This is a genomic window from Microtetraspora sp. NBRC 16547, assembly GCF_030268965.1.
Lineage (GTDB): Bacteria > Actinomycetota > Actinomycetes > Streptosporangiales > Streptosporangiaceae > Microtetraspora.
Genome location: NZ_BSSE01000011.1, coordinates 151,479 through 166,278 on the forward strand (window position 1 = coordinate 151,479; position 14,800 = coordinate 166,278).

Consider the following 14,800-nt stretch of genomic DNA (forward strand, 5'->3'; position numbering starts at 1 on the left):
CCCCCACCTGACCGGATCTGCAAGGAGAAATGCGTGATCGACGAGACCACTACCACCGTCAACGACTTGGAGACCCGTTACCTGAGCGGCGGGACAGGGCCGACGGTCGTCTTCCTCCATGACGGCGCCTGGGGTGCCAGCGCAGACGTGACGTGGGGGGAGGTGGCGGCCCTCGCGGTGAGGAACTACTCTGTCGTGGCCCCCGACCTGCTCGGCTTCGGCGGCAGCGCGAAGTCGGTGCGCCTCGACCAAGCGCCGTTCGGCTTCCGCCTGCGTCATGTGTTCGCGCTTCTCGACCAGCTCGGGGTCACCGCGCCTGTCCACCTCGTCGGGAACTCCTTCGGTGGTTCGCTTGCGCTGCGCGCGCTGACGGACCCGAGCGTGCGCCCGCGGATCGCCTCGGTCACGACGATCAGCGGGACCGGTGGCCCGTGGCGTGCCGCGGCCAGCGCGCAGCTCGGCCCGTTCGACGGCACCGACGCCGACATGGCGCGCATCGTCCACCTTCTCTGTGGCGACTACGACGGTGCCGAGGCCCAGGTGAGCGGACGGATGAAGTGGGCCCGTATGCCGGGTCACTACGCGGCTACGATGGCGATCCACCAAGCCGTGCCCGAGCCGCTCCGGCTCGCTCGGCCCGCCGACCCGTACCCCCAGTCGCTGACCGGTGCGACCACGCCGGTGCTGCTCTTCGAGTGCCTCGACGACGTCCTCGTCGAGGTGGGGTGGACCAAGCACGTCGTCGAGGTGCTGCCGCAGGCCAAGGTCGTCAAGGTGAACCGGCTTCACGCTCCCAACATCACGCACCCCGAGCAGACCTGGGCGCTGATCTCCGCGTTTCTCGAGGAGGTCGCGCGTGGCTGAGGTCAGCGCTGATACGAGGAGCCGCGAGGCCATCGCCGCCACGAAAGTGGACCATGGCGCCCTCTTCCGGCTCGACGGGCAAACCCATATCGTGCTCGGGTCCGCCGCCGGTATCGGTGAGCACGTGTGCCGCATCCTGCACGCCCTCGGGGCGAAGCTGCTTCTCGTCGACCTCGACGACGCCGTCGCGGCCCTCGCCTCCGAGCTCGGGTGCCCGCACGTCGTCGCCGACGTTACGACGGAGGCCGGGATGGTTGCGGTGGCCGACGCAGCCCGGTCGCTGGACCGCGTCGACGGCTACGTCGACGTCGTCGGGAAGATGACGCGCAAGCGCCTGCCCGACTTCAGTGCCTCCGACTGGGAGGAGGACTTCCGGGTCAACCTGAGGCACGCGTTCCTCGCGGGCCAGGCCCTCGCGCCATTGGTCGCGGAGGGCGGATCGGGATCCATCGTCCACGTGTCCAGCGTGATGGGCTCCCGGTCTGGAAGCTCGTCGCCGGGCTACGGGCCGGCCAAGGCGGCGCTCGAGCTGTGGGTCAAACAGATGGCCGGCTTCTACGGTCCCGCCGGGGTGCGCGTCAACGCCGTAGCGCCGGGCCTGTTCCTCTCACCGCGCTTCCTCGCAGACCCCGTCGGGGCCCAGGCCATGGACCACTTCGCCTCCAAGACGATGCTCGGGAGGCTCGGCCAACCCTTCGAGGTGGCGGCGGTCGTCGCCTTCCTCCTTTCGCCTGCCGCGGGTTACATCACCGGGACGACGATCCACGTCGAGGGTGGCGCCCTGAGCGCGGACTCGACCGGGCTCGACGACGTCCCTGTCTGACCGGTGACGGCCGAGCCGCCAGGTGGGCGGCCCGGCCATTTGTCTCGGAAGCGCAGTCCCGCGAACGCGTCGACAAGCCCGAGATCGGACGAACTACGCTCTGGAGACAGGTCAGCATCTCGTCGAAGGGGTCACAGTGCGGTTCGAACAGTTGTGGTACCTCGAGGCGGCGCTTCGGACCGGGTCGTTCCGCCAGGCGGCCAAGGCGCTGGGCGTCTCCCAGCCGACGATCACCAACCAGATCCAGAAGCTCGAGGAGGACCTCGGGGTCGTCCTCGTGCTGCGAGGCTCGAACGGCGTCCGCCCGACGTTCGCCGCCGAGCGGATCCTGCCGCACGCCGTGGCGGCCATCCGTGCGGAGTACCTCCTGCGCCAGGAGGCCAGCGCCTTTGAGGGCCTCAAGATCGGTAGTGTGCGGCTCGCCACCGTGTCCACGGGCAGCCTCATCGTGCTTCCCGACCTCGTCAAGCGCCTGCACAAGGAACACCCGAACATCCGCTTCGAGGTCACCGAGGGCGGTTCCGCCATGGTGCGCCGAGGAGTTGCCGCGGGCCACTTCGACATCGGGCTCGTGACGCGCCTGGGGTTGCCGGAGACCGAGCACGAGGCAGAGCATCTGCATCTCGTGGATCTTCGGTCGGGCCGGCTCGTGCTCTGCGTGCCCGAGAACCATCCCCTGGCCCAAGCGGAGGCGCTCGACAAGTCGGCCCTCAACGGTGAGCCCCTCATCATCTTCAAGGAGGGCAGCATCCTGCGCGCTGCCCTCGAGAAGCTCGTCGAGGGTGTCGAGGCTCGGGTCGTCTATAGCACGGACAGCGCGGAGACGGCCCAGCAGATGGTCCGGGCCGGCGTCGGTATCGCGATCGGGAACACTTTGGCCCCGTCAACGGTGAGCGGGAACGGGGTGGCGCTGGTGCCCATCAACGATCCCTGGGCCTGCACGACGCTGTCCGCGATCGTTCGGCGCGACGAGCTGCGCGGGCCCGTGGTGCAGATGATGCTGCGGCTCATGAACAGTGACCAATGAGGATTCCTCATCAGTCGTGAATGCCGTGGGCTGAGGAGCCCATGGTGCCTGCGTGACTCCCCTGGTGCAGGTGGGGGCATGTGCTCCAGAGTCGGTCGCGTGTCGCGCTGGCTCCAAGCGCACCGCACGCGTGTCGATGTCCGGGCGTGGCAGCGGGCCGGGCGTGAGAACTCCCGTGATCTCGGACGGAAGGCCATCTCTCTATCACAGGCTGAAGCCCGTCACAGTCCGTAGCTTTCACGAATTGGACATACGGGCTGATACACCCCAATCGGGCGACTATGAAATCGCCCTGGGGTGATATCTCCCACCGTTCGTAACGCTAAGTGACGCCCATTCGGTGGCCGGTGAATTCGCGAGGTTTGGGGCGTTGAAGAATTCGAGTAGCTGGCGATGGAGCTGCGTTGAGACAAATCTGCCGAAAGCGGCATAAATTCCCCTAGCTTGACGCAGTGGCCTGCTACGCTCATCGTCGGTCCGCACTGCAAAAGCGTCGCCGGTCGAACGTGTTCGAAAGTGACCCAACGGGCGTACGGTGACCGTGGATCGTGTGCGCGGGAAAGGTGGTCATGAGATTCGAACAGCTGCAATACCTGGAAGCGGCGCTACGTACGGGATCGTTCCGCCAGGCTGCGAGAGAGCTCGGGGTTTCCCAGCCGACGATCACGAACCAGGTGCAGCGGCTCGAAGAGGACCTCGGGGTCGTGCTCGTTCTCAGAGGTGCGCACGGCGTGCGCCCGACCTACGCCGCAGAGCGGATCCTTCCGCACGCCATCGCCGCTATTCGCGCGGAACATCTGCTGCGCCAGGAGGCCAGCGCCATCGACGGCCTGAAAATCGGCAGTGTCCGGCTCGCTACCGTCTCGACGGGAAGCCTGACGCTTCTCCCCGACGTCGTGAAGCGACTGCATGACGAATATCCGAACATCCGGTTCGAGGTGACCGAGGGCGGCTCGGATATGGTGCGGCACGGGGTTGCTGCGGGGTATTTCGATGTCGGACTGTTGACACGTCTAGGCCTCGACAAAGAGGACAAAGAGGACGATGAGGATCGACTGCATTACATCGATCTCATGACCGGTTGGTTGGTCCTTGCCGCGCCGGAGTCCCACCCCCTGGCGAGCAAGGAGTCCCTGCAAGTCTCCGACCTCGCTGGTGAGCCGCTGATTTTCTTCAAGAAGGGCAGCATCCTACGGCGTGCTTTTGAGAAGTTGGTCGAAGGCATCGAGGCGCGTGTCGTCTACAGCACCGACAGCGCCGAAACCGCCCAGCGGATGGTGCGTGCCGGGGTGGGCATCTCCATAGCAAACACGCTGGCACCTTCGACGGTGAGCGGCAATGGGGTCGTCCTGTTGCCGCTGCAGGTCGAATGGGCCCAGACCAGGCTCGCGGCTGTCGTCAGGCAGGGGCAACTGCGCAGCCCCGTCGTCCAGACGTTCCTCAACCTGCTCAGAAAGGTGCCGACCAAGTAGCCGGCTGTTTCGCCCAAGGCGGGTGCACGGATAGGGTCGCCTCGTTGGCGGGACCCCGACCAAGTAGCGTGCCTGGTTGATGCGGTGCTGCACCGCGAGTGCCGGAACCTGTTCCCGGGCAAGATGTTCGCCGACCTGTTTGCCCAGGACGGCCGTAGGTCGGTGTTGCCGATGATCGTGGCCGTGGTGATGCTGCTACAACGGCTGGAGGGCTGGTCGGATCGGGAGCCGGTGGATCGGTTCGCCTTCGGTGTGCGGTGGAAGTACGCCGCCGGCGGGCTGGACTTCGATCACCCGGACGCGTGCACACGGTGCTGGTGGACATGCGCGCGAGGCTGGCCGCCTCGGATCGTCCGGACCGGATCTTCGACCGGACGGTCCAGGTGGCCCGCCAGGCGGGAGCCAAGGACGGTCGCGCGGTTGCTCCTGCCCGGGAAAGCCCTACTGCCCGAATCGATCTTGTTGAGAAAACGTCATTGACCGACGTTGCACTTCCGCAACTCGCCGGAGACGGTTCCGCCCACTCTACAACAGATCTCAAAGATGCTCTTTCCGATAGATCGCGGGTATCACCGTGTAACGACTATGCGCCTTCCCGGATCTTCAAGTACTGACCAGACTGAAGTTCAACCCCTCGCGCTGTCGGCATGACGGAACAGCTCGCAATCTTACGTAAGGGATCTTCAGTTGTCAGTCGAGTCAATACCTCGGCACGTGTCCGCGAATGTCCATAAGACCCTTGATGAAGCACGTCGTGGTGAAAGAAGTGTCCTAGCTGAGGCTGGGGCCAAGGAGATTCTTCAGTCTTTCGGTATCGCGGTTCCGAGGGGCTGTGTCGTCACGGACATCGACTCCGTGCCCGCTGAACTCAGCGCACCCTTCGTACTCAAGGCCGTTTCAGCGACACTGATCCACAAATCCGACGCAGGCGGCGTCCGTGTCGGACTGCAGCGTGACGAGCTGCCTGGTGCCGCGACCAGCATGCGCGAAGGTCTCGCGCGTGCCGGACACGCACTCGACGGCTTCCTGGTCGAGGAGCTTGCTCCCGCAGGCGTCGAGGTTGTTGTGGGGGCGGTCCGAACAGCCGGTGTCGGGTGGGTCGTCATGGTCGGCCTGGGCGGTGTCTTCGTCGAGATCCTCCAGGACGTGGCCTTCGGGGTCACTCCGCTGTCACCGGCCCAGATCCGGGATATGCTGGCGGAGCTCCGCGGACTGCCCGTGTTGCAGGGTGCCCGCGGGAAGGCGCCAGCCGATCTCGATGCCCTGGTCGGACTGATTGCGCGACTGACCGGTTCCGGGGGCGTTCTGGACGCGATGCCCGCGGACATCACCGAGATCGACCTCAACCCGGTCATCGTATCCCCCTCGGGAGCGGTTGCCGTCGATGCCCGGTTCATAGTCCAGAAGGACAACGACGCTTCCGAACCCGTCCCGCATGGTGATCCGGTGCCTGCCCGGGAGATGCCGTTCGAGCACCTGTTCAGCCCTCAGACCATCGCCGTGCTGGGGGCCAGCGGACAGGGCACCAACGGGGGCAACCTGTTCATCCGCAACCTGATCGACTACGGGTTCGCAGGCACCATCGTGCCGATCCACCCGAGCGCCGAGTCGATCGAGGGCATACCGGCCGTCGTATCGCTGGGCGAGATCGACGGTGTGGTCGACTACGCCTATGTGGCGCTTCCGGCGGCCAAGGTCGCCACGGCTCTCGCGGCGGGTGCCGGGCGGGTCAGGTTCGCCCAGGTGGTGTCGAGTGGCTTTGCCGAAACCGCCGAAGGCGTGGATCTGCAGCGGGCGTTGGTCGACACGATGCGGTCGGTCGGCACCCGGATCATCGGTCCGAACTGTCTCGGCACCCACTCGTCGAGTGGGCGCCTCACCTTCGTTCCCGAGGCGCCCAGCGAGCAAGGGAGAGTCGCCGTCATCTCCCAGAGCGGCGGTCTGAGCGTCGACATCCTCCGGCTCGGGGAGTCGCGGGGGCTCGCCTTCCACAGTGTGACCAGCATCGGAAACGGCTCCGATGTCAAGGCTGTGGAGCTCCTGGAGTACCTGCTCGACACTCCGGAGACCACTGTGGTCGGCCTGTACCTGGAGTCGCTCGCGGCGGCCCGCGACGTGCTCGACCTGTTGGTCCACCGCGAATGCTCCAAGCCCATCGTGCTACTGGCGGGAGGCCGCACAGCCGATGGTTCCCGAGCGGCCATGAGTCATACAGGTGCGCTGTCCGGCAACCACCGGCTGTGGCCAGCGCTGGCGCGCCAGGCCGGTGTGGAACTCGTCGACTCCCTGGATGAGTTCATCAACGTGCTGCTGGCCATGGACATTGCCGACAGGAGCATCGCGACCGAGAGCTTCGATGCCGTGCTGTTCGGGAATGGCGGTGGGGCAAGCGTGCTCGCCGCTGATGCGCTGGAGCGGAACGGGCTGAACACGCCAACGCTGCCCGAGCCGGCCATCGAAAGACTCAACGGCCTCGGCCTTCCGCCTGGCAACGGGTTGCTCAACCCCATCGATGTGCCGGCCGGTTCCCTTGCGGTCAATCGCGGCGGCATCGCGGAGGACATCCTGCGTACCATCCTGGAGTTCAGCAGTCCCGCGATCGTGATCTCGCATTTCAACGTCGGCATCATCCAGAGGAATCTTGCCGAGACCCACGGTGACGTCACCGGCACGCTGATCGAGGCGATAGCGCGGGCACGCGACTCCGCCGCGCGGCCGTGCCACCACTTCCTCGTGCTCAAGACAGATGGCAAACCTGACACCGAGTCGCAGATCCGCGGATACGCCAAGCGGGCGTTGGCCCTACGCATGCCGGTCTTCCCTGAGCTTGAGGACGCCGCGACCGCTGCGCGCGCCCTCCTGAGACATCAGGCGAAGGTGGCCTCCCGGATGTCTAGGTCTCCCCAGCGATCCTTCGAACACGCTTGAAAGGCGGACGGCGATGATGGAAGAGCGTGCTGAGGCGGTGCATGCGGAGCGTCGCGCCGCAGCCTTGGCCATGGGAGGCGATCGCAAGCTCAAGAAGCGTGCGGCGGCCGGTGCGCTCAATGCGCGAGAGCGCGTCGACTTGTTGTTTGACTCCGGGTCCTTCACGGAGAGCGGGCTCTTCGCGACCTCACCGGTCGATGCGGACAAGGACACCACCCCTGCTGACGGCAAGGTCACCGGCACGGGCGACATCGACGGTCGCCGGGCAGCGGTGATCGCCTACGACTTCACGGTCAAGGGTGCCTCGAGCAGCTCGGTCAGCAACAAGAAGATGCAGCACATGAAGGACCTCGCCACCAGGCGGGGAATGCCCCTCATCTACCTGGCCGAGTCCACCGGGGTCCGCATGCCGGATGTCATGGGGGGCACCGGTATGGGGCAGGGCAACGACCGCTCTCGCTTCCTGAGGTGCCGTGAGAGCCCATGGGCATCGGGCGTTTTCGGCTATTCGTTCGGCTCTGCGGCGTGGCACACCGTCTCCTCGGACTTCGCCGTCTTCCGGAAGGGCTCGGTGATGGCCGTGTCGAGCCCGGGCCTGGTGAGCCGGGCCACGGGACAGGAGGTCGACGGTCAGGACCTCGGAGGGTGGCGGATCCACTCCGAGATCACCGGCTTCGCGGACGCGGTCGCCGACACCGACGAGCAGGCCATCGAGCTGATCCGGCGTTTCCTGTCCTATCTGCCTGCCCACAACGGTGAGGCTCCGCCGTCGGCTCCGATCACGGAAGGCTCGGAAGACCGCCTGCACGAGCTGCGCACCCTGGTTCCGCAGTCGCGAACCCAGGTGTACGACGTCCGCAAGGTGATCGAGGTAGTCGCCGACAACGGCTCGGTCTTTCCGATCAAGGCGCGTTACGGCAAGAGCCTGGTGACCGCCCTGACGAGGATCGGGGGGCAGACGGTCGGCGTGATCGCGAACAACCCGATGTTCAAGGGCGGCGCCATCGACGCGGACGCGTGCGACAAGGCGACAAGCTTCCTGGTTCTCTGCGACTCCTACAACATCCCCATTCTGTTCCTGGTCGATCAGCCGGGCTTCCTGATCGGACTAGAGGCCGAGCGGGACAAGGTCGCCGGCAAGGTGATCAATTGGATGAATGCGCTGTCGCTCGTCACGGTTCCCAAGATCACCGTGATGATGCGCAAGAACTACGGCCAGGCTTTCGTGAACATGGGGGGCGCTTTCACGGCCGATGCCACGGCCGCCTGGTGGAGTGCGGAGATCAGCTTCATGGACCCGCGTTCCGCGGTGAGTGTCGTGTACGGCATCCAGCCGGAGAGCGACCCCGAAGAGTACGAGCGACGACTGGCGGAGATGGCCCGCGGTTCGACGGCCTACGACATCGCCCGCGTGTATGGCGTCCAGGACGTCATCGACCCCGTCGACACCCGTTCCTTCGTCCTTGCCGCGCTGAGGGACAACCACCTGGCTCGGACCGGCGGTGTCGGAGAGCACCTGCTGAGCACCTGGCCGACGAGCTACTGAGGAGCCAAGATGAGTTCCTTTCCACAGCGTGTGCTTGTCGCCAACCGAGGTGAGATCGCCCGGCGCGTGATCGCCACGACGCGACGGCTCGGTATCGAGTCGGTCGCCGTCTACCACCCCATCGACGCGGCTCTGCCGTTCGTCAGCGAGGCGGACCGGGCCGTGCCGCTTGAAGGAGAAGCGCCGGTCAAGGCATACCTCGACGGTCCGCAGATCATCAGGCTGGCGTTGAGCGTCGGGGCTACTGCTGTGCACCCCGGCTACGGATTCCTTGCAGAGAACGCCCAGTTCGCACAGGACGTCGCGGATGCCGGTCTGGTCTGGATCGGGCCACCAGCCGACGCCATCCGGACCATGGGTGACAAGGTCCAGGCGCGACGTGCCGTGTCCGCGGTCGGCGTACCGGTCAGCGGGGGAGCAGCCGACGCGCTGGCGTCCGTCGATGATGCGGTGGCCGAGGCAGGCCGGATCGGATATCCGGTCATGGTCAAGGCCTCCGAAGGCGGTGGCGGCATTGGCATGGCCGTCGCACACGACGAAGCCGCGCTGCGCAAGGCGTTCGCCGGTACCCAGTCGATGGCGGAGAGGAGCTTCGGTTCGAGCCGGGTTTTCGTCGAGCGGTTCGTCTCGACGGCGCGCCACGTGGAGGTCCAGATCCTCGGCCTGGCCGACGGCTCCGTCATCGTGCTTGGGGAGCGGGACTGCTCGGTTCAGAGGCGTCACCAAAAGCTCGTCGAGGAGAGCCCCGCCCCGGCTCTCGACGCCAGCACCAGGGAGCGCATGCTCCGGTGTGCCGTCAAGGCGGCCGAAGTCGTGAACTACGTGAACGCGGGGACGGTGGAGTTTCTGCTCGATACCGCAACAGGCCAGTTCGTCTTCCTTGAGATGAACACCCGGATCCAGGTCGAGCACCCGGTGACGGAGCTGGCCCTCGGAGTCGACCTCGTGGAGCAGCAGCTGAGCATCGCTCAGACCGGTACAACCGCCCCCGGGTTCGAGCCGGTGCTGCGCGGGCACGCCATCGAGGTCCGTGTGTGTGCGGAGGACCCTCGCCGCTTCTTCCCCAGCCCCGGGGTTATCGACACCTGGAAGGAGCCGGAGGGGGCCGGGATCCGGGTGGACGCCGGTTATGCGGCAGGCCTGGAAGTGACTCCGTTCTTCGACCCGCTCTTGGCCAAGGTGTGTGCGTTCGGTGACTCACGGGATGAAGCGCTCGCGCGTGTCCGGCGCGCGCTCGACGACTTCGAGATCACCGGTGTGGTGACGAACCTGCCGTTCTTGAGGGATCTCCTGCGCTCGGAGGCGTTCACCACGGGGCACTACGACACGAGCATCGTCGCGAACATGAAGTCGAAACAGCCGTAGACAAGCCCTGATAGGAGACTGACCGATGGCCGAGACCATCCAGGCGGAGATGAACGCGAACGTGTGGAAGATCCTGGTGGCACCGGGCGACTCAGTCGAAGAGGAGTGCCCGCTCATGATCCTTGAGTCCATGAAGATGGAGATCCCGGTACTCGCGGAGTCCGAGGGGTTCGTCGTCGCCCTGCATGTCGCAGAGGGCGACAGGGTGAGCCCGGGGCAGCCGCTCGTGGACCTCTCGACGAACTGACGGATGTGATGACGATGAAGGCTTGGTCCGTTACGCGACTCTGCGACCCGGCGGATGCCCTGGAACTGTGCGAGGTCGAGGTCCCGCAGCCGGGACCCCGCCAGGTTCTGGTGAGAGTTCTGGCGAGCGCCGCGAACTTCCCCGACGTGTTGCTGTGTCGAGGCGAATACCAGATCCGGCCTGAACTGCCGTTCACCCCCGGGTCCGAACTGTGCGGCGAGATCGTGACTGTCGGCAGTGAGGTGACCCGCCTCGCCGTGGGGCAGCGTGTCCTGGGCCTGTGCGCACTTCCCCATGGCGGCTTCGCCGAGTACGCCCTCATGGATGAGTTGACGACCTACGAGGCACCGACGTCGCTGGACCACGCGCAGGCGGCAGCCTTGTTCATCGGCTACCAGACCGGCTGGTTCGGCCTGCACCGCCGCGCCCGGATCCAACCGGGGGAGACCCTGCTGGTGCACGCCGCCGCCGGAGGCGTGGGGAGCGCGGCGATACAACTCGGCAAGTCCGCGGGTGCCCGCGTGATCGGCGTCGTCGGCGGACCGGAGAAGGCCGAGTACGCCAAGCGGCTCGGCGCCGACGTGGTGGTCGATCGCCGCGCCGAGGACTTCGTCGAGGTCGTCAAGCGCGAGACGGAGGGGCGAGGTGCCGACGTCGTCTACGACCCGGTGGGCGGCGATGTGTACGAGCGGTCGACCAAGTGCATCGCCTTCGAGGGGCGCATCCTCGTGGTCGGCTTCGCAGGCGGTGTGATCCAGCGCGTCGCACTGAACCACGCCCTAGTGAAGAACTACTCGATCCTCGGACTCCATTGGGGGCTTTACAACAGCAAGGACCCCGCCTCGGTCGCCGCCTGCCAGGCGGAACTCGCCAGGCTGGCCGAGCTGGGGGAGGTCGCCCCATTCGTCAGCGAGCGGTTCGCACTCCCGGACGTAGCGGCCGCGCTGCAGCGTCTCGCAGATGGCGAGACGGTGGGCCGGCTGGTGTTCCAGCCGTAAAGCCCCCGGCGCATCAGAACCGAAGGAAGGGGCGGTGCTCGTCAAGACCGACGAAGGAGCGAACTCGGTCTACCGGAACATGACCACGTTCCTGGTCGAGAAGAAGCAGGGTTTCGGTGAGGTCGAACCTGGCCTCACCGTTCCCGGCAAGATCGAGAAGATGGGCTACAAGGGCGTCGACACCACCGAGCTCATCTTCAGCGGCTGCCGCACGTCGCCGGACCAGATCCTCGGCGGAACGCCGAGACGCGGCTTCTACCAGATGATGGACGGCGTCGAGGTCGGCCGCGTCAACGTGGCCGCGCGGGGCTTTGGCGTCGCGCTGCGCGCGTTCGAACTCGCTATAGGGTACGCCCAGCAGCGCGAGAATTTCGGTAAGCCGATCGCCGACCACCAGGCTGTGCAGTTCCGCCTCGCCGACATGGCGACCAAGGTCGAGGCCGCGCACCAGATGATGGTCATGGCCGCACGCAAGAAGGACCGCGGCGAGCGCAACGATCTCGAAGCGGGCACGGCGGCTACGGCTTCTCGAAGGAATACGAGATCGAACGCCTCTACCGGGAAGCCCCCCTCTCCAAAAGATGCGTGGAGGCGCTCCGCGCCCATCAGGCGCAGCAGGCCAAGGAACGGCAGGACGCCGGAGCCAAGTGGACCGACAGCGATCTCGTCTTCGCTTCCAAGGTCGGCACGCCCCTGGACTCGCACAACGTACGACGCGCATTTCGGAAGATCGTGAAAGTCGCGGGATTGAAGGCCCAAGACTGGACGCCACGGGAGATGCGGCACAGCTTTGTATCGCTGCTGTCCGACTCCGGCGTTCCGCTGGAGGACATCGCCAGGCTTGTCGGCCACAGCGGCACAGCCGTGACCGAGGCCGTCTACCGGAAGCAGATCCGCCCGGTCCTCCTCGGCGGAGCCGAGGTCATGGATCGCATCTTCTCCTGACGAAACCGCTCACGCCAGGGGCGGCACTGACACAGAGCCACCCCTGGCGTGCCGTGCGAACCGCAAGGACGCCGTCGGTCTCCACCGCGAAAGGCGATGCTGTCGGCGACCCGCTTTCCGTACGCTGACGTTGTGCGCACCGGTTCGCATCAGACCCGTTTGATCGTCGTACGCGGGAACTCCGGCTCCGGGAAGACCAGCGCCGCCCGCGCCGTACGAGCGGCCTACGGCCGCGGCCTGGCGCTGGTGAGCCAGGACACCATCCGGCGCGAACTCCTGCGGGAACGAGACGTGCCCGGGGGAGTGAACATCGGGCTCATCGACGCCATCGTCCGATACTCACTCGACCACGGATACAGCGTCCTGCTCGAGGGAATCCTCACCGCCAGCCGGTACGGGACGATGCTCCAGGCTTTGCGCCGCGACCACGCCGGGATGAGCGCCTTCTTCTACCTGGACGTGTCCTTCCCGGAAACCCTCCGCCGGCATGACACGAGGCCGCAGCGGCTCGAGTTCTCCCCGGACCAGATGCGGGAGTGGTACCGGGAACGAGACCTGCTGCCAGGCGACTGGGAGACGGTGATAGGCGAGGACAGTTCGCTCGACGCGACGGCTCAGCGTCTGCTCAGCGCGGCCCGGCCGGCCTCGGCGCGGATCGACCCGTGACTCGCCTTGTGGCGGCGCTGCGGATCCGGTCCGGTCGGCAGCAGATTTGAACCTGTCGCCCCTTTACACGAAAGACATCGTCCGACCGCACGGTCAGCGACGCCGTAGGTAAGGGCAGACCCATACGAGCGGACCCCTGATTCCTATGGGGGAATACGGCATCGACAGACACCTGTCTCCGTGTCATCGGTGACAGTCACTCAGTTAGTCACTCAGTAATAGAAAAGGGTGTCACGTGATCTCGTGACACCCTCTCCGACCTGCGTAAACGCGGTCGGGACGACAGGATTTGAACCTGCGACCCCTTGACCCCCAGTCGCGTTTCGACGTTCATTCGTCACCTTGAGTAATCGGGGCGGGTGAGAGAAACTCCAGGTAGACCGCGTGATCGCGATGCCAGGCCATCCCAGCCGCTGTCACCAGCTCGCACACAGTCCACGGTCAAATGACGGTCAGACGATCTTGGGGGAGGGCATGGGCTTCTCGCGCAAACGCCTCGGCATCAAAGGCAAGCCGAGGTACACCGCGTACTACACGGACCTCCGAGGTCGAGAACTGTCTGCGGGAACCTTCTCCAGCAAGAAGGAGGCCGACAAGGCCTGGCAGCAGGCCGAGGCGAAGGTCGCAGAAGGCCGAGCAGGCGACCCCGCCCGAAGCAAGCAGTCCTTCCGCAGATACGTCGAGGAGGAGTGGCTGCCGCATCACCTGATGGAGGCCACGACCCGGGAAGGTTACACGTACTCGATCTACGCGCACATCATGAAGTGGTTCGGGCCGATGCGCATGATCGAGATCCTGCCGAGTGACGTGCGCGCCTGGGTGAAGGACCAGCAGGACTGTGGGCTCTCGCCCGCCACCATCCGGCTCAACAAGTCGATCCTCAGTGGCATCTTCACCACGGCGCTGAACGACCAGGTCACTGTGCTGCATCCGTGCAAGGGAGTGAAGACGCCGACGGTCCCGAAGAAGCCGCTGCGCATCGTCTCCCCTGAGGAGTTCGACCAGCTCTACTTCGCCCTGCCCGACGAGGAGACCCGCCTGCTGGCCGAAACCGCCATAGAGAGCGGCATGCGCTGGGGTGAGCTCACCGAACTCCGCGTCAAGGACCTCGAGCTCATCAACTGCATCGTCACCGTGAGCCGCACGGTCGTCGAGATCAACCCCAAGCATCATCCGGAAGGCAAGCGGTTCCTGATCAAGGAGTACCCCAAGGACAGGGAGTTCCGCCGCTTCAAGCTCACCCCGCAGATCGCCGCGAAACTCAAGCAGTACATCAAGGACAACAAGCTGGAGCGCGACGACCTGCTCTTCGTCTACCGCCCCGAGGAGCCTGCGCCGCAGTCACAAGCACAGCCGGTCGAGCACCTGGGTCTGACCGAACCGAACGCGGCCGGGCGGCGGTATCGGCACGGCACGCTCAGCGCGTACGCCGCGGGCAAGTGCCGCTGCCGGCACTGCAAGAACGCTTACGCGGTCTATCGGGCAGAACGACGAGCCGCCGGCAAGGACGGACCGCGTCACGCTCGGCAGTGGGACACCGACGGCCACATACCGCGTCGTTGGTTTCGTGACCAGGTGTGGCGGCCCGCGCTGGCCGCCTCAGGCCTGGAGTTCAAGGTCAAGATGCACGACCTCCGCCACGCCCACGCCTCCTGGCTCCTCGCCGGCGGCGCTGATCTTCAGGTCGTCAAGGAACGCCTTGGCCACGGCAGTATCTCCACCACCGAGAAGTACCTTCACACGCTCCCGGACGCCGACCAAACAGCGCTCGACGCCCTCGCCCGTACCCGGTCCCGATCTCGGCGATGATCTGGGCGGGCGGGACACGCCCCTGGCCCGCCCTGCGTCATTTCCCCAGGTGATCGCGCTGGTGGCCAGCGGGTCTTCCTTTGCGATCTACTTTGTACAGATGCCCGGCT

General features: G+C 65.9%; 12 protein-coding genes and 3 pseudogenes. All 15 read left to right on the plus strand.

The genetic code is table 11. The features are described from left to right. Positions 1 to 33 precede the first annotated feature (33 nt). The 15 genes and pseudogenes from QSK17_RS17265 to QSK17_RS17330 all read left to right on the plus strand — a co-directional run bounded on the left by QSK17_RS17265 (position 34) and on the right by QSK17_RS17330 (position 14,690). Positions 34 to 864: an alpha/beta fold hydrolase gene (locus QSK17_RS17265; protein WP_285705831.1), complete on the plus strand. Its 831-nt coding sequence runs from the start codon at positions 34 to 36 to the stop codon at positions 862 to 864. Beyond that, positions 857 to 1,687, plus strand: coding sequence for an SDR family NAD(P)-dependent oxidoreductase (locus QSK17_RS17270; protein ID WP_285705832.1), 831 nt, complete (start codon positions 857 to 859; stop codon positions 1,685 to 1,687). Before QSK17_RS17265 ends, QSK17_RS17270 begins: the two co-directional genes overlap by 8 nt. Positions 1,688 to 1,823: 136 nt before the next feature. Continuing rightward, the gene (locus QSK17_RS17275) at positions 1,824 to 2,714 is read left to right on the plus strand and encodes a LysR family transcriptional regulator (RefSeq protein WP_285705833.1); all 891 of its coding nucleotides are present in this window, start codon (positions 1,824 to 1,826) and stop codon (positions 2,712 to 2,714) included. A gap of 569 nt (positions 2,715 to 3,283) precedes the next feature. After that, positions 3,284 to 4,186: a LysR family transcriptional regulator gene (locus QSK17_RS17280; RefSeq protein WP_285705834.1), complete on the plus strand. Its 903-nt coding sequence runs from the start codon at positions 3,284 to 3,286 to the stop codon at positions 4,184 to 4,186. Between the two features lie 171 nt (positions 4,187 to 4,357). Beyond that, positions 4,358 to 4,435 (plus strand): annotated as a pseudogene (locus tag QSK17_RS36435) (hypothetical protein); the annotation flags it as partial. Positions 4,436 to 4,488: 53 nt separating this feature from the next. Further along, a complete protein-coding gene (locus QSK17_RS17285; protein WP_285705835.1) occupies positions 4,489 to 4,800 on the plus strand; it encodes a hypothetical protein in 312 nt (103 codons plus the stop codon). Positions 4,801 to 4,900: 100 nt separating this feature from the next. Continuing rightward, entirely contained in the window at positions 4,901 to 7,114 is a 2,214-nt protein-coding gene (locus QSK17_RS17290; RefSeq protein WP_285705836.1) for an acetate--CoA ligase family protein, read from the plus strand. Positions 7,115 to 7,127: 13 nt separating this feature from the next. Next, positions 7,128 to 8,660, plus strand: coding sequence for an acyl-CoA carboxylase subunit beta (locus QSK17_RS17295; protein ID WP_285705837.1), 1,533 nt, complete (start codon positions 7,128 to 7,130; stop codon positions 8,658 to 8,660). 9 nt (positions 8,661 to 8,669) lie between these two features. After that, a complete protein-coding gene (locus QSK17_RS17300; protein ID WP_285705838.1) occupies positions 8,670 to 10,025 on the plus strand; it encodes an acetyl-CoA carboxylase biotin carboxylase subunit in 1,356 nt (451 codons plus the stop codon). 25 nt (positions 10,026 to 10,050) lie between these two features. Further along, positions 10,051 to 10,272, plus strand: coding sequence for a biotin/lipoyl-binding carrier protein (locus tag QSK17_RS17305; RefSeq protein ID WP_285705839.1), 222 nt, complete (start codon positions 10,051 to 10,053; stop codon positions 10,270 to 10,272). A gap of 14 nt (positions 10,273 to 10,286) precedes the next feature. Then, positions 10,287 to 11,270, plus strand: coding sequence for an NADPH:quinone oxidoreductase family protein (locus tag QSK17_RS17310; RefSeq protein WP_285705841.1), 984 nt, complete (start codon positions 10,287 to 10,289; stop codon positions 11,268 to 11,270). A gap of 265 nt (positions 11,271 to 11,535) precedes the next feature. Continuing rightward, positions 11,536 to 11,733, plus strand: a pseudogene (locus QSK17_RS17315) (acyl-CoA dehydrogenase family protein); the annotation flags it as partial. Next, positions 11,653 to 12,215: pseudogene (locus QSK17_RS36440) on the plus strand (tyrosine-type recombinase/integrase); the annotation flags it as partial. The pseudogenes QSK17_RS17315 and QSK17_RS36440, both read left to right, overlap by 81 nt. 132 nt (positions 12,216 to 12,347) lie before the next feature. Next, complete coding sequence (locus QSK17_RS17325; RefSeq protein ID WP_285705843.1) at positions 12,348 to 12,881, plus strand: kinase; 534 nt, start codon at positions 12,348 to 12,350, stop codon at positions 12,879 to 12,881. 474 nt (positions 12,882 to 13,355) lie between these two features. Further along, the gene (locus tag QSK17_RS17330; RefSeq protein ID WP_285705844.1) at positions 13,356 to 14,690 is read left to right on the plus strand and encodes a tyrosine-type recombinase/integrase; all 1,335 of its coding nucleotides are present in this window, start codon (positions 13,356 to 13,358) and stop codon (positions 14,688 to 14,690) included. Positions 14,691 to 14,800 lie beyond the last annotated feature (110 nt).

Coding starts and splice junctions, on each gene's coding strand:
- QSK17_RS17280 (WP_285705834.1), top strand. CDS start 3,284: ATGAGATTCGAACAGCTGCAATACCTGGAAGCGGCGCTACGTACGGGA.
- QSK17_RS17295 (WP_285705837.1), top strand. CDS start 7,128: ATGATGGAAGAGCGTGCTGAGGCGGTGCATGCGGAGCGTCGCGCCGCA.
- QSK17_RS17300 (WP_285705838.1), top strand. CDS start 8,670: ATGAGTTCCTTTCCACAGCGTGTGCTTGTCGCCAACCGAGGTGAGATC.
- QSK17_RS17305 (WP_285705839.1), top strand. CDS start 10,051: ATGGCCGAGACCATCCAGGCGGAGATGAACGCGAACGTGTGGAAGATC.
- QSK17_RS17310 (WP_285705841.1), top strand. CDS start 10,287: ATGAAGGCTTGGTCCGTTACGCGACTCTGCGACCCGGCGGATGCCCTG.
- QSK17_RS17330 (WP_285705844.1), top strand. CDS start 13,356: ATGGGCTTCTCGCGCAAACGCCTCGGCATCAAAGGCAAGCCGAGGTAC.